Below are 17,787 nucleotides of genomic sequence, written 5' to 3' on the forward strand. Positions count from 1 at the left end.
GCTGCCGATAACTTAGGATCATGCGGTTACTTCACACCTCGGACTGGCACCTGGGCCGTTCCTTCCACGGCGTTGGGATGCTCGACGCCCAGCGCTCCTTCGTGGACCAGTTGGTGGCGGCGGTTGAGCGGGAAAGCGTGGACATCGTCCTGATCGCGGGCGACGTCTACGACCGCGCACTTCCCGGCGTGGACGTTGTGCATCTCCTCGATGACGCACTGGTCCGGCTCACCGCCGCAGGCGCGCAGGTGGTCCTCACCAGCGGCAACCACGATTCCGCCATCCGCCTGGGGTTCGCGTCCCGCCTGCTGGAACGCGGGGGAGTGCACCTGCGCACCAGGGTGGAGGACCTCGACCAGCCGCTGCTGGTCCCGCTGGGAACGGACTCTGCAGGCAAAGACGCCACCTTGGCGCTGTACGGCATCCCGTGGCTCGAACCCAGGATGGTGGCCGACCAACTGGGCGTGGACACGGCAAGCCACTTCGAGGTCACCCGCGCCGCAACAGGCCTGGTCCGGGCGGACATTGCCCGGCGCGCCGCCTCCGCCACCGTCCACTCGGTGGTCCTGGCGCACACTTTCGCCAGCGGCGGCATCAGTTCGGACAGCGAGCGTGACCTCAGCATCGGCGGACTGGGAGCTGTTCCCCTGGACCTCTTCGACGGTTTCAGCTACAGCGCGCTGGGCCACCTGCACGGCCGGCAAAAGCTGTCCGAGTCCGTCAGGTACTCCGGATCACCACTGGCTTATTCCTTCTCCGAGGCCGCCCACCAAAAGGGTGCCTGGCTGGTGGATGTTGGTCCGGAAGGCGTGGCGTCGGTGGCGGAAGTCCTCTGGGAGGCGCCGCGCCCACTCGCCGTACTCCGCGGACCGCTGGAGGAGCTGCTGGCGGATCCCGCCCATGCATGGGCGGAAACCGCCTATTGCCAGGTCACCCTAACCGATGGCCAGCGTCCCGCACGCGCCATGGAACGGCTGCGCGCCAGGTTCCCGGATACCCTGGTCCTGGCCTTCGATCCGCAGGGCGCCGCTGCCCCTGCCGAGGCAAGCTACAGCAGCAGGCTCGCCGGCGCACCGGATGACCTGGCCGTCTGCTGCGGGTTCCTGGACCACGTGCGGGGACGGGACGCCGATCCCGCCGAAAGGGCTGCGCTCGCGGCCGCGCTGGAAAACGTCAGGCTCTCGGAGGTGTCGCGGTGAGGATCCATAAGCTGCGGATTTCCGCGTTTGGGCCCTTCGCCGGGACCGAGGACATCGACTTTGACCGCCTGAGCGCGCACGGACTGTTCCTGCTGAACGGGCCCACCGGGGCCGGCAAGACCAGCGTCCTGGATGCCATCTGCTTTGCGCTCTACGGGTCTGTACCCGGTGCCCGGCAGGACGGGAAGCGGTTGCGCAGCGACCATGCGGAGCCCGGGCAGGAACCCGCCGTCACGTGTGAGTTCTCCGCGCAGGGCCGCCGCTTCGAGGTGACGCGCTCCCCGGCCTGGGAGAAGCCGAGCGCCCGCGGGAAGAACGGCTTCACGGTCCAGCAGGCCAAGACACTGCTTCGGGAGCGCGTGGGTGGGGACTGGGTGGAGAAGTCCGCCCGCAACGATGAAGCGGGCGCGGAGATCATGGCCCTGCTGGGCATGGACCGTGAACAGTTCACCCGGGTGGTGATGCTGCCGCAGGGTGATTTCGCCGCTTTCCTGCGCTCAAAGGCTGCTGACCGGCTGGACCTGTTGCAGAAGCTTTTCGGCACCCAGAGGTTTGAAGCCCTGGAACAGGAGCTGTCCCGGCAGGCTGCTGCCGCCAGGGAGGACGTGGCGGTCCTGTCAGGGCAACTCGCCCTCCTTGCCTCGCGCGCCGAAACCGAGGCCGCCCCCCTGAACCTTCCCGGCGAGGGAGCGCCGCCAACAGACGATATTCCCCGCCGCCTGGCCTGGCTGCAGGCTGCTGCCGCCCTGCGCCGGAACGAGCTCGCGGGGCAGGCTGCGGCCGCCGAGGAGGTCAACCAGGGCCGCCGCGCAGAGGCGGAAACGGAGGCCGCGCGCCACGAACGGCACCGGAAACTCGCCGCAACTGCCGCCCGGAAAAAGGCCGTGGAGGACGGGGCCGCAGTGCAGGAGGAGCATTCTTCCCGGCTGGTGAGGCACCGGCAGGCAGAGGTTCTCCAGGGGCAGCTGCTGGCGGTCGACGCTGCTGCCGGGAAGGTCCGCGGCGCCGCCGCGGCCGCCGAATCGGCCGTGACCCTGCTGCGGCTCGCCGCCGGGGACGGCGGCGAGTTGGCCCAGCTCGGCGCCGGAACATTAGGGAGTCCACAGTCGACCTTGGGTTCCCCACGGGATGGCTCGGACAGCTTGCCCGGGGCTGTGGAGGAACTGGGCCGCCTGCGTTCGCTGCTGGCCGTCGTCGAGGCACGACTGCCTGACGAAGAAAGGCTCAAGGAGCTGCGGAAGCGGCACCATGGCTTAACCGGCCGGCTGGGTGGGCTGGAGCTCGCCGCGGAGACACTGGGCCAGCGCGCCAAGCACCTGGTGGCCGAACGGGAACAGCTGTTGGAGGGCCTGGACCAGCTGGAAGCGCGCGCTGTGGAGGTCTCTTTGCGGCGCAAGGAGGCGGCCGCTGCGGCGGAGCTGCTGGACGTGGTCAGCCGGTACGGGGAAGCGGCCCAGCGCAGGGATCTCGCCAAGAGCCGCCATGACGATTCCCGGGAGAAGCTCCTGGAGGCCAAACGCCGCTGGCTGGACCTGCGGGAAGAGCGGCTGGCGAACGCCGCATCCGAACTGGCTGCCGGGCTGGTTGCCGGGGAACCGTGCCCTGTCTGCGGAAGTGGAGACCACCCCGGGCCGGCAGATGCGGGAACCGGAGGGCCGTCCCTGGCCCAGGAGGAGGAACAGGCCCACGGCGTGTACGAGGCCGCGGAGGCTGCCAACGCCCGGGTTGCCGCTGATCTGGCCGAGGCCGGGCAAGCAGTGGCTGTCCTCGCCGGCCAGGGCGGCACCACTCCGATGGACGCTGCACGCTCGGGTGCAGCTGATGCACTCGCTGCGGCAGTGGATGCCGAGCAGGCGGCCGAGCAGCTGCAGGACAGGCGGCAGCGGCTGGAGGTTGTGGATGACAGCCTCAGCCAGGCCCGGGCCACACTGTCCGAAACGGAAGCCGAGATGTCCCAGGCCACCGCGGCCCTTGCCAATCTGGCCGAACAGGTTGCCGCACTGGACACTGCTCTTTCAGGCCTCCGGGGCAACCACCGAAGCCTGGGCACCCGGCTGCGGGAACTTGAGGATGCGGTGGCGGTCCTGGATAAAGCGGTCGAAGCGCAGGTGCGCCTGGATCACGCGCGGCTGCAGGCCGCCGAAGCGCAGGACGCCTTGGAACAGGCACTGCCCGGTGCCGGTTTTGCCACTGCTGACGAGGTCCGCAGCCAGCTCCTTGATGCCGCTGACCTGGCAGCCGTTGAGGCCGCCATCCGTGCCGCCCAGGATGAAGCTGCCCGCGTGGCCGGGCTGTTCGAGTCAGATGACATCATGCTCGCGCAGGAGGAAGCGGCAGCCGGCTTCATCCCGGACGAGGAACGGCTGGCCTCGCTGCGCCTGGACGCTGCGGCTGCCCGGGACCGGGCGCGGGAGGCTGACCTGGCCGCCGGCCTGGCCGCACGCTGCCTGGATTCGTTGAAGGCCATTGCAGCGGATTATGAAGCGCTGGCCGGTTCGTCACGCGAGCCGGCGGAGCGGGCCCGGATGCTTGCCGGGTTGGCCGACGCCGCAGCCGGCCGGGGCGAGAACACGTACCGCATGAGCCTGAACAGTTATGTCCTGGCCGCGCGGCTGGAACAGGTGGCCCTGGCCGCATCCGAACGCCTGGTGGCCATGAGCGACGGCCGGTACCTGCTCCAGCACACAGATGCCAAGGCCGCCCGTGGAGCAAAGTCGGGGCTGGGCCTGGAAGTGGTGGACCAGTGGACGGGCTTCCGCCGGGACACCTCCACGCTGTCCGGAGGCGAGTCCTTCATGGCCTCGCTCTCGCTGGCCCTGGGCCTTGCAGACGTGGTCCAGCAGGAATCCGGAGGCGTGGAAATCGAAACCCTGTTCGTTGACGAGGGCTTCGGCAGTCTGGACGACCAATCCCTGGAGCAGGTCATGGATGCCCTTGAAGGGCTTCGCGACGGCGGTAGGGTGGTGGGACTGGTCAGCCACGTCGCCGAGATGAAGCAGCGGATCAGCACCCAGCTGCAGGTAGTCAAGAACCGGAACGGCTCCACGCTGCGGATCTCCGAAAGCCTGGACGCACTTCTCTGACCGTCCCCTGACCGGGGCCGATATACTTGTCGGTGTTACCGGGTTGCGCGCATCGGGAGGAGGGACGATGCGCACGTATTGAACGAGCCCAGAAGTGACACCACACATTACCCCGCCACCCACCGGTACCGTCCCTGTCCAGGCCTCCCCACGCCAGGAAACCCCCGATGCGCCGGAAGCGCCCAAGCGCGGCCGCTTTTCGCGACTTCCGCAACTTGCCGGTGCAGGTTTCCTGCCTTTGGGCCTCTTTGCCCGGCTTCCGCTGGCCATGCTGGCCGTGGGCACCCTCACCCTGGTCACGTCCGCCAGCGGCTCCTTTGCCGCCGGGGGCACGGCTGCGGGCGCTGTGGGCATCGGCTCCGCCCTGGGGGCACCGGTGCTGGGATCCCTTGCCGACCGGAAGGGACAGCGGCCGGTCCTTTTGCTGGCGGCAGTTCTCAATACAGTGGCCGTGCTTGCCCTGGTCTTTGCCGCCGGCAGCGCTGCGGTCCTGGACGGGTTCGCGCCGCCGGTCCTCGCCGCCGCCTTCGCGGCCGGTGCCACCTGCCCCCAAGTGGGGCCCCTGGCCCGGGTCAGGTGGATGGCGCTCACTGCCAATGCGGGAGGTCCAACGGCGCCGCCAAATGCTGCCGCCCGCGACCTTGACACGGCGCTGTCCTACGAGAGCACCGCGGATGAGGTGACTTTTGTCCTTGGGCCGGCGGTGGTGGGAATCCTGGCCAGCTTCGTGTCGCCCTGGCTTCCGTTGGTTTTGGCGGCGGCCATGACCATCACCCTAGTGCCCGTCTTCGCTGTGCATCCCACCCACCGGTCCGTGCCGGCCCGCCGGGGCCCGGCAGGCGGCAAGCACGTGCCTGCGGCGAAGCTACCGGCCGCCGTGGCCCTGCCGGTCCTCGCCATGGCCTGCATGGGCACCTTTTTTGGATCCACCCAGGCTGCGTTGAGCGCCTTCTCCGCCGGGCTTGCCGGACCTGAAATCGCGGGCCTGCTGTATGCCGTCATGGGCCTCAGTTCCGCGGCGGCGGCCCTGTCGGTTGCTTACTGGCCGCGCCGGGCAGGCCTGGGGCTGCGATGGGTGTCCTGTGCCGTCCTGATGGCGGGACTGGCGGTCCTGCTGCTGGTACCGTCGTCGCTGCCCATGATGGCGCTGGTCCTGCTGGTCCTTGGACTCCCGGTGGGACCGGTCATGGTCACCGTTTTCGCCGTTGGCGGGAAGGTGGCACCGGCCGGCAGGCTTGGCACAGTGATGACTGCCCTGGCCAGCGGCATCGTTGCCGGGACCGCCGTCGGCTCCTCCGTAGGGGGACAGCTGGCCCAACTCCACGGGGCAGCCGGCGCATTCCTTGTCCCGCTGTGCGCAGCGGTGGCCCTGGCGCTGCTCGGCGCGGGAACCGCCGTCGTCCTTCGCCGGCGGACCTGACCCGTTCCGCGCGGTGGCCGCGGAGCATTTCACGCCGTTACGCCAGCTGGCGCTCGATCCTGGCCGCGCTCTCCGCGATGGCTGCGCCCACGGTTTCCGGATCATGGGCGGACCGGATATAGACCACCGCCAGTGCGGCCGGACGCCCTCCGGGGACGCGGATGGGTGCTGCCAGCGACGAGACGCCGGCGATCACTTCGTCATGGCTGGCCGAGTAGCCCTTCCGCCGTGCCTCCGCCGCTTCCGGACGGTAGGGCGTCCCTGTCGAAAGCCTGTCCCACTCCTCCTCCGAAAGGGCAGACTGGATGGCAATGCCGGGTGCGCCGGCGTTGATGGGGTGGCGGGTACCGGGGTGCTGCGCGACGGTTGCCCCCGAGTGCCTGGGCTCGACAGTGACGAGGGTGATGCAGTCGTGGTGGTCCCAAACCGCGATGAACGCGGTCATGTCCAGTGAGTTTGCCAGCTGGGTGAGCTCCGGCAACGCGGCGCTCTGCAGGTTGCGTGAGACTCCCCGTGCCAGGACGGCCAGGCCCGGCCCGGGCTGGACCCGCCCGGCGTCGTCGCGCACCAGCAGCGAATGGTCTTCAAGAGTTCGCAGGATCCGGTACGCCACTGAACGGTGGACGCGCATGGCGTCGGCCAGTTCCGCGATGGTCATGGGACCGGGCGCAGCTGCCATGATCTCGAGGGCGCGAATGCCGCGCGAGAGAGTCTGGGAGGGCGAAGCCTGGACCGCCGGTCCTGCCGGGGCTGCGGCTGCGGTGGGAGTCATGGAGTCCATTCTAGATGCGCGGACCTGTTTGCTGTGTCCTTTATGGAACGTTCAGTTCAAATATCGAACTGAACCGCTGGTTCGCCGTTCACCGCAAAAATCGACCACGCCGTGTCCCGTATCACAATTTCCGTAGTACCCTACTAACTAACTGACCGTTCTGTCGGTAATCCTGAAGGCGTACGGGCAGCCTTGCTGCCCGATAAACAATGGAGTTTCAATGACCACACCTTCCAAGGTGGATACACTCGCCGGTCCCAGCACCCGGCGTGAGGAACGCAAGGTCCTCGCCGGAACCCTCGTCGGCACCACCATCGAATGGTACGACTTCTTCATCTTTGCCCAGCTGACCGCAACGCTGCTGTCACCGCTGTTCCTGGCACCGCTGAACGAGTCCAACCCGGGCCTGGCGCAGATCCTTTCCTTTGCCCTCATTGGCATCAGCTTCCTGTTCCGCCCCCTCGGCGCAGTCATCGCCGGGCACCTGGGCGACCGCCTGGGGCGGAAGGCAATGCTGGTCTTCACCCTGGTGATGATGGGCGCGGCCACTGCACTCATCGGCATGCTGCCCACGTACGCGCAGATCGGTGCATGGGCCCCGGTACTGCTGATCCTGCTGCGGGTTATCCAGGGCTTCTCGGCCGGTGGTGAATGGGGCGGCGCTGCCCTGATGGCCGTCGAGCACGCACCGGTCAACCGCCGCGGACTCTTCGGCGCCTACCCGCAGATCGGCGTGCCCGTGGGCATGATCCTTGCCACCGGCCTGCTGTTCTTCCTCAACACCGGCATGTCCAAGGAAGACTTCGCGGCCTGGGGCTGGCGTGTGCCGTTCCTGCTGTCCATCGTCCTGATCGTGGTGGGCTACCTCATCCGCCGCGCCGTTGCCGAAAGCCCGGTGTTCCAGGAGATGGCCCAGCGGAAGAAGGAGAGCAAGGCACCGCTGGGTGAGCTGGTCAGGAACCACAAGCTTCCGGTCCTGTACTCCACGCTGATCTTCATCGGAAACAATGCGGCAGGCTACCTGCTGATTGCGTTCTTCATCTCCTACGCCACCAAGACCCTGAAGATGCCCACGCCGCAGATCCTCCTGGCCACCACGCTGGCGTCCTTCGGCTGGCTGATCTTCACCCTGGTGGGCGGCTGGCTGTCCGACCGCATTGGCCGAGTCAAGACGTTCCTGATCGGCTACGCCATCGTCTTCGCCTGGATGATCCCGATGTTTGCCCTGATCGATACCAAGGACATCATGCTCTACGGCGTCGCCCTGTTCGTCCTGACGATCGGCCTGGGCCTGTCCTACGGACCCATGTCCGCCATGTACGCAGAGATGTTCCCGGCCGAAGTGCGGTACTCCGGCATCTCCATCGGATACGCCTTCGGCGCCATCCTGGGTGGTGCTTTCGCAGCGACCATCGCCGAATCCCTGCTCCAGTCCACCAAATGGACCGGCTCGATCGGCATTTACATCATGGTCCTGTGCGTGATTTCCGCCGTCGGTGTGGTGCTGGCCAAGGAGACGAAGGGCCGCCCGCTCGGCGTCAGCAGCCACCACTGATCCCACGGTCCCGTCCGCGTCCTGGCCGGGCGCGGACCCACAACACCAGCAGCCCGGACCGCGAGGTCCGGGCTGCTGGTGCGTGCGGGGCAGTTCTGACCCTGGGCCCAAATCGATCCGGGCTGCCCGGGACGTCCGTGAAGCCTAGACCGCCAGGAACGAAATGGCGGCCTGCTTGAATGCCCGGCTGGTGATGGCATTGGTATGGTTCCGGCCGGGCAGGACCAGTTGCTCCGCCATGGACCCGGCGCTGCGGGCCAGTTCGGCAAGCCTGGGCAGGGTGTGGGCCCGCTCGTCCTTGTCGCCGACCACCAGCAGCATCGGAACATGGGGGACTGCTTCGGCGGGGTCGTACGGTTCAGCCTTGATGGCCTCCACCAGTGACAGCAGCGCGAAGATGTTGTTGCTCGGCAGGAGCAGGGCCATTTTGAGCAGCTGGGCAGTGGACTCGTCACTGATGGGCGTTCCGTCTGCCAGGTAGTCCTGGGCGGCCCGGAGGTCGAACGCGGCGAGCGGATCCGAATCGTTGGGTCCGCCAAGCACCAGTCGGTGCACCAGCTCGGGCTGGGTTGCGGCGAATTCCCAGGCGAGCCGGGAGCCCAGCGAATAACCCACCACGTCCAGCCCGCTGGAAGGATCACCGTCATGCAGGGGGCGCGCGCCGGCGTCGAAAACTGCCTGCAGCAGGTCCGCCCTGATTTTGCTGGGGGAGTACGAATCGCGGTCCTCCGGCGCGCCGCTGCGGCCGTGGCCCGGCAGGTCGACGGTGATGATCCTGCGACCGGCCTCAAGCAGGGCCGACACCCAGCCGGTGTCCTCCCAGTTGAGCTTGGAGGATGAGGAAAAGCCGTGGAGCAGCAGGACCGGCCGCAGTCCGGCGTCGGAGGCGGGTTCATGGACCGCGACGTACAGCTGCGGGTCGGTCCCTTCAACGGTATGCCCCTGCTGCTGTCCGGTGTGCCTGCCGCTCATCGTGTCAGTTCCCCAATCAGGTACGGCGCCTGGGCGGGCCCGGCGCGTCGGTGCGTCTTCCTTTGAAAGGTACCCGCCACTCTACCTGTTGGCCAACCGGTTACGGCCGGCCAAACGGGCCCCGGCGGCACAGGCCAGCGCGATGCCGGCGATCAGGGCGAAGGTGCTGAAGAGCTGGACGCGGCTGTCCTCGGCGCTGAAGCCGACGGCGAAAATGAGTCCCAGCAGGACCAGGCCCGTGATGGTCAGGCCGGGGAAGCCCTTCATCCGCAGGGGAAGCGGTGTGCCGTCGCGGTCCGCCTGCCGGCGCAGGATCAGCTGGGAGACCAGCGCGCTGCCCCACACCACCAGGCACGTGGATCCCACCAGCTGGAAGAGGGCAGGCAGGATCCGTCCCGGGAACAGGAGCTCCAGGACGGTGGCGATGAAGCCGAACGCCACCGAGACGGCAACGGCGAGCAGCGGCACGCCGGCACTGTTGAGCCGGGTGAGGACCCGGGGCGCCTCTCCCCGTTGCGAGAGCGAATACACCATGCGCGACGCGCCGTAGAGGTTCGCGTTCAGGGCCGAGAGGAGTGCGACGACGGCCACGAGGGTGATGGCGGTCGAGGCGCCGGGGATCCTGGCAGCGTCCAGGACGCCGGCGAAGGGCGAAGCGAGGCCTTTGGACGTGGCCGGCAGGACGGCGGCAATGACGAAAACGGAACCAATGTAGAACACCAGGATGCGCCACACCACGGTCCGGATGGCTTTGCCGACGCTGCGTTGGGGGTCCTCGGTTTCAGCTGCTGCCACCGAGACGATTTCCGTGCCGCCGAATGCGAAAATCACCACGAACAGGGCTGCCGCGACACCACCAAGGCCCTGCGGGGCAAAGTTGCCCGTGAGGTTTGCCGCGCCGGGGGAGTCGACGCCGGGCAGCAGGCCCAGGAGCAGGGCGGCGCCGACGGCCAGGAACAGGACGATGACGGCCACTTTGAGGATGGCGAACCAGAACTCGAACTCACCGAAATTCCGGACGCCGGCCAGATTGATGCCGGTAAAGACCACCATGAAAAGCAGTGTCAGCGCCCAGACCGGCACCACGGGCCAGACGGAGAACAGCAGTCCCGCGGCGCCCAGGGCCTCAGCGGCAATGACCACCACCAGCTGCAGCCACCACAGCCATCCGATGGTGGCCCCCGCCGTCCGGCCCAGGGCCCGCTCGGCGTATACCGAGAAAGCGCCGCTGGCCGGGTTGGCAGCGGCCATCTCGCCCAGCGCCCACATCACCAGGATGATCAGTGTTCCGGCTACGAGATAGGAGACGAGTACCGCAGGTCCAGCTGCCTGGACACCGGCGCCGGACCCCAGGAACAGCCCCGCGCCGATGGCGCTGCCCAGCCCCATCATGGTGAGCTGGCGCGGCTTCATGCTGTGGCCGGCTGCGGCGTTCGTGGGGATGGCGGCGGACGTGGTCCGGCCAGACTTCGTCGTCATGGGGGCAATGCACCTTCTGGGGGCTGGTGGGTGGGGCGGCCCGCTGGAGGGCCGGGGTCCTCGTGGGACCTTTTGAATTTACCGCCTCCGGAACGTGCCCGGAAACGACGGCAGGAAGGAAGGGGGTGGAACGCCGGCAAAACCGTTTCCTTTCGCGCCGGCCGTAGCACCAAGGCGGAGGCCGCAGAAATATTTCCATTTCGGGTGTGCGCGGCCTTAGAATTAGTTTTGGTCAAGATGACCATAACTAAGCGAAGAGGGCGCCCGGGGGGCGGTCGACGGTGACGGAAGGCGGTGAACCGGGTGTACTACAGTTCGGCGAACGTCTCCGAGCGCCAGGCGGCGCCGCCGTCGCTGGCCATTTCCACGGTGATCTTCGCACTCCGGCCCAGCGAGTCCTCAGGCCGGCCCACGTTGTGGCTTCCCCTGGTACGCCGCATCCGGGAGCCCTTTAAGGGACTGTGGGCCCTGCCCGGCGGACCCCTCCGCCACGACGAGTCGCTCCAAAGCGCCGCGGCCAGGAACCTGCAGGAGACCACCGGCCTCGCGCCCCGCTACCTGGAACAGCTGTATGCCTTCGGCGGCCTGCACCGCTCACCCACCCAGCGGGTGGTGTCGATCGTCTACTGGGCGCTGGTCCAGCCCACGGAAGCTGCGCTCGCCGACGAATCCGAAAACGTGAGGTGGTTCCGGGCCGACCGCCTGGGCGAGCTCGCCTTCGACCACAACGCAATCGTGGACTACGCCCTGGGACGCCTGCGGAACAAGCTGGCCTACGGCTCGGTGGCCTACCACCTGCTGGGCGAGTACTTCACGCTGGCCCAGGTCCGCGAAGTCTACGAAGCCGTCCTGGACCGGCAACTGGACCCGGCCAACTTCCGCCGGCAGCTCAAATCGACTCCGGAAATCGAAGAAACCGGGGAATACCTCCAGGGCGGCAAGCACCGCCCGCCACGCCTCTACCGCTACACCGGCCGGCCCGGCCTTGACCCAGACAACAGGAGCACACCATGAGCAGCGTCAACACGGCAATCCAGCTGATCACGCGCGAACAGGCCGAGAAGGGCGCCGCCGCTAAAGGCGGCACCTGCAGCCCGGCGTTGGCCAAGGGCCCGTGGGACTACGACCTGGCCGAGGCACTCGCCGGTGTTCCCGCCTACGGCCCGGGCGCCTCCAGCGCGGACCCCGCCCCGGCGTCCACCCCGCGCCAGGGCCAGCTGCCCGATGAGTACAAGCTGGCCAGTGACGCCGAACTCGGCGAACGGATCAAGGCGGCCAAGGCAACCCTGGGCGACCGCGCCGTCATCCTCGGGCATTTCTACCAGCGCGACGAGGTCATCCAGTACGCAGACTTCGTCGGGGACTCCTTCCAGCTCGCGAACGCCGCGCTCACCAGGCCGGAAGCGGAAGCCATCATCTTCTGCGGCGTCCACTTCATGGCCGAAACCGCTGACATCCTTTCCACCCCGGAGCAGGCAGTCATCCTGCCGAACCTGGCCGCCGGATGCTCCATGGCCGACATGGCCGACGCGGATTCCGTGGAGGAGTGCTGGGAACAGCTCGAGGAGATCTTCGGCACCGAGCCTGACGCCGGGGGCCGGGTCCCGGTCATTCCCGTCACCTACATGAACTCCTCCGCAGCCCTGAAGGCGTTCTGCGGTGAACACGGCGGCATCGTCTGCACCTCCTCGAATGCCAGGACGGTCCTGGAGTGGGCGTTCCAGCGCGGCCAGCGGGTCCTGTTCTTCCCCGACCAGCACCTGGGACGCAACACGGCCAAGGCCCTGGGCGTGTCCCTGGACCAGATGCCCATGTGGAACCCGCGGAAGGACCTGGGCGGCAATGACCAGCAGGCGCTCCTGGACTCCCGCGTGATCCTCTGGCACGGGTTCTGCTCCGTCCACAAACGCTTCAGCGTGGCGCAGATCGAAAAGGCCCGGGCCGACTTCCCCGGCGTGCAGGTCATCGTGCACCCCGAATGCCCCATGGAGGTGGTGGATGCAGCGGATTCCGCCGGCTCCACCGACTTCATCAAGAAGGCCATCGCCGCCGCCACCGGGCCCACCACGTTCGCCATCGGTACGGAAATCAATATGGTCAACCGGCTTGCCGCCGAGTACCCGCAGCACACCATCTTCTGCCTGGACCCGGTGATCTGCCCCTGCTCCACCATGTACCGCATCCACCCCGGCTACCTCGCCTGGGTCCTGGAGGAACTGGTGGCCGGCCGCGTGGTCAACCGCATCACTGTGGACCACAACGTGCAGGCCAACGCCAGGACGGCGCTCGAGCGCATGCTCGCCGCGAGGCCGTAATGACGCGCCGGCTGGCCGTCGTCGGAAGCGGCATCGCGGGCCTTTACGCTGCCCTGCTTGCCACCGATGCCGGCGCGGACGTGGTGCTGCTGACCAAAGGCGCGCTGGACCAGAGCAACACCTGGTACGCGCAGGGCGGCATCTCCGCCGTCCTCGCCGAACCTGCCCCGGGAGATACCGTTGACGCGCACATCGCCGACACCCTGCGTGCCGGGGCCGGGCACTGCAACGAGGCCGCGGTCCGGCTGATGTGCACGGAGGCGCGGCGGGACATCGCCGGCCTGCAGCGCTACGGCGTTGCCTTCGATGGGGGGCAGGCCGGGGAGGGAACGGCTGGGGCCACGTACGACGCCGGCGGCCCGGCCCTTGGGCTCGAAGCAGCCCACAGTGCCCCGCGGATCCTGCACGCAGGAGGAGACGCCACGGGTGCCCGCGTCGCCGGCGCGCTGATCCAGGCCGTCCTTTCCCGCAGGGACGCGGGAAAGCTCACCATCCTGACGCACACCCTGGTCACCGCCCTGGTGGCCCGGGACGGGCAGGTGGCCGGAGTCAGGTACCTCCAGGACGGCCGGCCAGCGCAGCTGGACGCGGATGCCGTCCTGCTCGCCACCGGGGGAGCAGGCCAACTGTTTTCCCAGACCACCAACCCCGCCGTTGCCACCGCCGACGGACTCGCGCTCGCCGTCCGCGCCGGAGCGGCAGTGGCAGACCTTGAGTTCTTCCAGTTCCACCCCACCTGCCTGGTCAGCTCCGCCACAGCACATCCGGCCCGGCTGGACGGACCACTGCTGATCTCCGAAGCCGTCCGCGGCGAAGGCGCCGTCCTGCTGGACTCCGGCGGACGCCGCTTCATGCAGGCCTACCATCCCGATGCCGAACTGGCGCCACGGGACGTGGTCTCCCGCAGCATCGCCCTCCACCTGGCCAAGCTGGGTGATCCCACCGGGCACGTCTACCTCGACGCCCGGGGCCTTGAGCGGGCCCGTGGCAAGGGTTTCCTTCACCAGAGGTTTCCCACCCTCACCCGCAAAACCCTCGACGCCGGCATCGACTGGACCCGCGAACTGGTCCCCGTTGCCCCGGCTGCGCACTACTGGATGGGCGGGGTAACCACGGACCTCAACGCCCGCACCAGCGTCCCCGGCCTCTACGCGGCCGGCGAGGTTGCGTGCACCGGTGTCCAAGGGGCTAACCGGCTGGCCAGCAATTCCCTCCTTGAGGGGCTCGTCTTCGGCCGCCGCGCTGTTGAAGACTTCCTCTTAGGTACTCCTGCTTGGGGCTCGCCTGACGGCGCGACGGACGGACTGGACATAACCCGCGGGAGTCGGCTGTCCAGCTTCGGTGGAGATGGGGGTCTGGATACTGCCTTCTCCCGGGACGCTCTTCGCCGCCTCATGACCTCGCACGCCGGGGTCCTGCGGTCCGGGGAATTGTTGGCTGAGGCTGCTTCCACTCTTGACCGGTGGGCCGCCGTCGTCCGTCCTGATCTGGAAGGCGCTGCTGACCCTGTTGCCTGCGAGGACCGGAACCTCCTGTTGGCCGCGCAGCTGCTGGTCAGCGCCGCCCTGAACCGGACCGAATCCCTGGGGGCGCATTACCGCAGCGATGAACCCGTCGAAACTGCCCACCTGTCTTCCCACCGCCCGAAAGCGAGCCTGCTCCATGACTGACCCCGCCGTGATCGACCAGGCAAAGCCCCTGCGCCCCGCGTTGGACCTGACCCTGCCGCCCGCCCCCGTCAGGGACATCCTGGAGCGGGCCTTCGCCGAGGACGCCCCTTCCGGCGACATCACCTCGCAGCTGCTCATCCCCGCCGGCGCCCGCGCCACCGCCGTCCTGAACGCCCGCGTGGCGGGCGTCCTGAGCGGAGCCACCGTCTTCCGCGACGCCATGCAGCTGGTGGACCCCGCTACGCAGGTGGATCTGCTGGTGGCGGATGGGGAAACGTTCGACGCCGGCACGCACCTCGCGCGGGTCACCGGCACCGCCCGCTCGGTGCTGCTGGCGGAACGCGTGGCGCTGAACCTGGTCCAGCGGATGTCCGCCATCGCCACGAAGACCGCCGAATTCGTGCGGCTCGCCGAAGGTACCCGGGCCCGCATCACGGATACGCGCAAGACCACCCCCGGCCTGCGCATCCTGGAACGGTTCGCAGTCCGATGCGGCGGCGGTGCAAACCACCGGTACAGCCTCTCCGATGCCGTGCTGGCCAAGGACAACCACCTCGCCGTGATGACAGGCGGGGACCCGGCCAAGCTCACGGCCCTCCTTCTGGCCGCCAAGGCGCAGCTGGGACACACCACCCACTTCGAAGTCGAAGTGGACCGCATGGACCAGATCGAACCCGTGCTGGCAGCCGGCGTGGACACCATCATGCTGGACAACTTCAGCATCGACGAACTCAAGGCCGGGGTGGCCCTCGTCGCCGGCCGGGCCCGGGTGGAGGCAAGCGGGAACGTGAACTCCGGAACGGTCGCGGCCATTGCGGCCACCGGTGTGGACGTCATCTCCGTGGGCGCACTCACCCACTCCGTGGCCGCGCTGGATCTGGGCCTTGACGTCGAACTGGCCGCCCGGTGACCCTGCCATGATCTTCCTTGACGCCGCCGCCACCACCCCGGTCCGCCGTGAAGTGCTGGACGCCATGTGGCCCTACCTCACCGGTGGCTTCGGCAACCCCTCCAGCCACCACACCCTCGGTGAAGCTGCGGCTGGGGCCCTGGCACAGGCGCGGAGGACGGTAGCAGACGTCCTTGGCTGCCGGCCCGGAGAAGTGGTGTTCACCTCCGGCGGAACCGAAGCGGACAACCTCGCCGTCAAAGGCGTAGCCTTGGCCCGGCAGGCCGCAAACCCGCTGCTGGACCGGGTGGTGATCAGCGCCGTCGAACACCCGGCAGTGGAGGAATCCGCCCGGTACCTGGAACGCTTCCACGGCTTCTCCGTTGACGTGGTGCCCGTGGATTCAACCGGGCGGGTGACGCCCGAAGCACTCGCCGGGGCGCTTCGCCCGGAAACGGCGCTGGTGAGCATCATGTACGCCAACAACGAGGTCGGCACCATCCAGCCCATCGCCGCTCTGGCCGACGCGGCCCGCGCCCACGGCATCCCTTTCCACACCGACGCCGTCCAGGCCGCCGGCTGGCTGCCGCTCGACACCCGCCCGCTGGGGGTGGATGCGATGAGCATCTCGGGGCACAAGCTGGGGGCGCCCAAGGGCTGCGGCCTGCTGTTTGTCCGGAGCCGTACGCGCCTGGAACCGGTCATCCATGGCGGCGGCCAGGAGCGGGGCCGCCGGTCCGGGACCGAAAACGTTGCCGGCGCGGTGGGGCTGGCCACCGCCCTTACGCTTGCCCGGGACCGCCAGGCAGGGGAGCAGGCAAGGGTTGCCGCGCTGCGGGACCGGTTCATTGCTGCCGTGCTGGCAGGAGTGCCGGACGCCGTCCTCACCGGGCACCCGTCCGAACGGCTGCCGTCAGTGGCCTCGTTTTGCTTCCCCGGAACCAGCGGCGAATCGGTGCTTTTGGAGCTCGAACGCCGCGGCGTGGTCTGCTCCAGCGGCTCGGCATGCGCCGCCGGCTCAGACGCGCCGTCGGCCGTGCTCACAGCCATGGGTGTTCCGGCCGAGGTGGCCCAGACGGCGGTCCGCTTCAGCTTCGACGCTGCCGTCACGCGGGAGGACCTCGACGCCGCCGCAGCTGCCGTCCAGGCGGCTGTCGCCGGCATCAGGAACCTGGGCGCCGGCCAGGGCCGGTAGCCCTCCCGCCGTCCGGAGTCCCCAGGTCCGGTGCCCTAGCGGTGCCGCGCCCGGCGGAAGATCCAGTGCCGCAGCATGCTGAAGCGCACCGCGGTGGCCAGGAAACCGGAGAGCGTGGTGGCAACCAGTTCGTCACCCACGCTGGCGTCCGGGTTGAACCAGTGCAGCACTCCGAGGCTGCTGCCGGTAATCACCAAGGCCACGGCAATCACCACGACGCCGTTGAGGTGGTCGCGGAAACGGCGTTGTTCGCCGGTGATCTTGAACGTCAGCCGGCGGTTCAGTGCGGTGTTCAGCAGCGACGTCAGGACCAGTGCCACGGCGTTGGCCAGCTGGGCGCCGAGCCACGGGCGCAGCAGCGCGTAAAGCCCCAGGGACGCCGCGGTGCAGATGACCCCGACGCCGGAAAAACGCAGCAACTGCCGGATGACCGGAAAGCGCAGCACACCACGGTAGTGCTTGGTGGCGGGAAATTGCCGGGACGCTGTTTCCGTGACGGCGGGAGCGGACAGGCCTTCCCTCACGCGGTATTACCAGTAACGGCCGGCATTAATACAGCTCGCCCACGGGGATGTCCACTGCAAGCCGGTTGGATGGCCCGGGCAGCGGACAGGCCCATGCCTCGTTATAGGCGCAGGAGGGGTTGTAGGCGAAGTTGAAGTCCAGGACGAACATGGCATCCGGCCCGGACCCCTGGACCCCTTGGAATGCGCCCTTGATCGTGTCCAGCAGGTAGCGCCCCGCCCCGTAGCTGCCGCCCGGCTGGCCCGCCGTGGCATCGCGGAACGGAACGAAGATTCCGCCCCCGTATCCGTGGATTTTCCACACCCCCAGCTGGCCCATCTCGGGAAGGTCGAAGGTGCCAAGCCGCACGAGGTTCACCACGCCGTCGGTCCCGGTGTCCACGCTCAGCTCCCGGCCCGCGCCTTCCTTGGTGAGCGGGACGTGGAACCGGTAGATGGGGTCATAGTCCGCGGTCTTCAGGCCGGAAAAGCGGGCCTTGTCCGCTGCGGTCAGCGCCGAAGCCGGATGAGTGGCGAACATCAGGTCCCGCTGGTGGCGCCAGTAAGAGTGGGCCTCGGACGGGTTATCCGCGGAGATCCGGCGGACGTTGTCGTAAAGCGCAAAAGTCCGCAGCCGCCAATCGACGATGTCCAGGGCCGAAATGTCCGCGGGGTTCTCTTCGGCTGCGCCGTGCTGCTCTTGCGACATAACCTCCAGCCTAGTCCCAGCCCGGA

At 68.3% G+C, this 17,787-nt stretch carries 14 protein-coding genes; 9 read left to right on the forward strand and 5 right to left on the reverse strand.

Going from position 1 to position 17,787, the window contains the following annotated elements; genetic code table 11:
• The first annotated feature begins 20 nt into the window (after window positions 1-20).
• The 3 genes from NIBR502771_RS12805 (at window position 21) to NIBR502771_RS12815 (ending at window position 5,702) form a co-directional block, all read left to right on the forward strand.
• Window positions 21-1,199, forward strand: coding sequence for an exonuclease SbcCD subunit D (locus NIBR502771_RS12805; RefSeq protein WP_141160087.1), 1,179 nt, complete (start codon window positions 21-23; stop codon window positions 1,197-1,199).
• Window positions 1,196-4,282 carry an AAA family ATPase gene (locus NIBR502771_RS12810; protein WP_141160088.1) on the forward strand — a complete coding sequence of 1,029 codons (3,087 nt, stop codon included), beginning with the start codon at window positions 1,196-1,198 and terminating at the stop codon, window positions 4,280-4,282. Before NIBR502771_RS12805 ends, NIBR502771_RS12810 begins: the two co-directional genes overlap by 4 nt.
• A gap of 94 nt (window positions 4,283-4,376) precedes the next feature.
• Window positions 4,377-5,702: an MFS transporter gene (locus NIBR502771_RS12815; RefSeq protein WP_371706598.1), complete on the forward strand. Its 1,326-nt coding sequence runs from the start codon at window positions 4,377-4,379 to the stop codon at window positions 5,700-5,702.
• 37 nt (window positions 5,703-5,739) lie between these two features.
• On the opposite strand, the gene NIBR502771_RS12820 is transcribed toward NIBR502771_RS12815, so the two are convergent.
• Entirely contained in the window at window positions 5,740-6,474 is a 735-nt protein-coding gene (locus NIBR502771_RS12820; protein WP_141160089.1) for an IclR family transcriptional regulator, read from the reverse strand.
• 220 nt (window positions 6,475-6,694) lie between these two features.
• Here NIBR502771_RS12820 and NIBR502771_RS12825 point away from each other — a divergent pair, with 220 nt between their 5' ends.
• Complete coding sequence (locus NIBR502771_RS12825) at window positions 6,695-8,029, forward strand: MFS transporter (RefSeq protein ID WP_141160090.1); 1,335 nt, start codon at window positions 6,695-6,697, stop codon at window positions 8,027-8,029.
• 144 nt (window positions 8,030-8,173) lie between these two features.
• Here NIBR502771_RS12825 and NIBR502771_RS12830 read toward each other — a convergent pair whose 3' ends face one another.
• Both NIBR502771_RS12830 and NIBR502771_RS12835 read right to left on the reverse strand, forming a co-directional pair.
• The gene (locus NIBR502771_RS12830) at window positions 8,174-9,001 is read right to left on the reverse strand and encodes an alpha/beta fold hydrolase (protein ID WP_141160091.1); all 828 of its coding nucleotides are present in this window, start codon (window positions 8,999-9,001) and stop codon (window positions 8,174-8,176) included.
• 81 nt (window positions 9,002-9,082) lie between these two features.
• Window positions 9,083-10,480, reverse strand: a complete 1,398-nt coding sequence (locus NIBR502771_RS12835) for an amino acid permease (protein WP_141160092.1) — start codon at window positions 10,478-10,480, stop codon at window positions 9,083-9,085.
• Window positions 10,481-10,783: 303 nt separating this feature from the next.
• Here NIBR502771_RS12835 and NIBR502771_RS12840 point away from each other — a divergent pair, with 303 nt between their 5' ends.
• Genes NIBR502771_RS12840 through NIBR502771_RS12860 form a run of 5 tightly spaced genes read left to right on the forward strand, consistent with a single transcriptional unit; the run spans window position 10,784 to window position 16,549 of the window.
• Window positions 10,784-11,494, forward strand: a complete 711-nt coding sequence (locus NIBR502771_RS12840) for an NUDIX domain-containing protein (protein WP_370871392.1) — start codon at window positions 10,784-10,786, stop codon at window positions 11,492-11,494.
• On the forward strand, window positions 11,491-12,795 hold the full coding sequence (gene nadA / locus NIBR502771_RS12845; RefSeq protein ID WP_141160094.1) for a quinolinate synthase NadA: 1,305 nt from the start codon (window positions 11,491-11,493) through the stop codon (window positions 12,793-12,795). Before NIBR502771_RS12840 ends, nadA begins: the two co-directional genes overlap by 4 nt.
• Window positions 12,795-14,465, forward strand: coding sequence for an L-aspartate oxidase (gene nadB / locus NIBR502771_RS12850; protein WP_141160095.1), 1,671 nt, complete (start codon window positions 12,795-12,797; stop codon window positions 14,463-14,465). The genes nadA and nadB overlap by 1 nt, the downstream gene beginning before the upstream one ends.
• On the forward strand, window positions 14,458-15,375 hold the full coding sequence (nadC, locus tag NIBR502771_RS12855; protein ID WP_141160096.1) for a carboxylating nicotinate-nucleotide diphosphorylase: 918 nt from the start codon (window positions 14,458-14,460) through the stop codon (window positions 15,373-15,375). The genes nadB and nadC overlap by 8 nt, the downstream gene beginning before the upstream one ends.
• Window positions 15,376-15,382: 7 nt before the next feature.
• Window positions 15,383-16,549, forward strand: a complete 1,167-nt coding sequence (locus NIBR502771_RS12860) for a cysteine desulfurase family protein (protein WP_141161542.1) — start codon at window positions 15,383-15,385, stop codon at window positions 16,547-16,549.
• 35 nt (window positions 16,550-16,584) lie between these two features.
• Here NIBR502771_RS12860 and NIBR502771_RS12865 read toward each other — a convergent pair whose 3' ends face one another.
• Entirely contained in the window at window positions 16,585-17,073 is a 489-nt protein-coding gene (locus NIBR502771_RS12865) for a GtrA family protein (RefSeq protein WP_141160097.1), read from the reverse strand.
• A gap of 25 nt (window positions 17,074-17,098) precedes the next feature.
• A complete protein-coding gene (locus NIBR502771_RS12870; RefSeq protein WP_141160098.1) occupies window positions 17,099-17,761 on the reverse strand; it encodes a DUF1684 domain-containing protein in 663 nt (220 codons plus the stop codon).
• Window positions 17,762-17,787 lie beyond the last annotated feature (26 nt).

The sequence above is a fragment of the Pseudarthrobacter sp. NIBRBAC000502771 genome (assembly GCF_006517215.1).
Classification (GTDB): domain Bacteria; phylum Actinomycetota; class Actinomycetes; order Actinomycetales; family Micrococcaceae; genus Arthrobacter; species Arthrobacter niigatensis.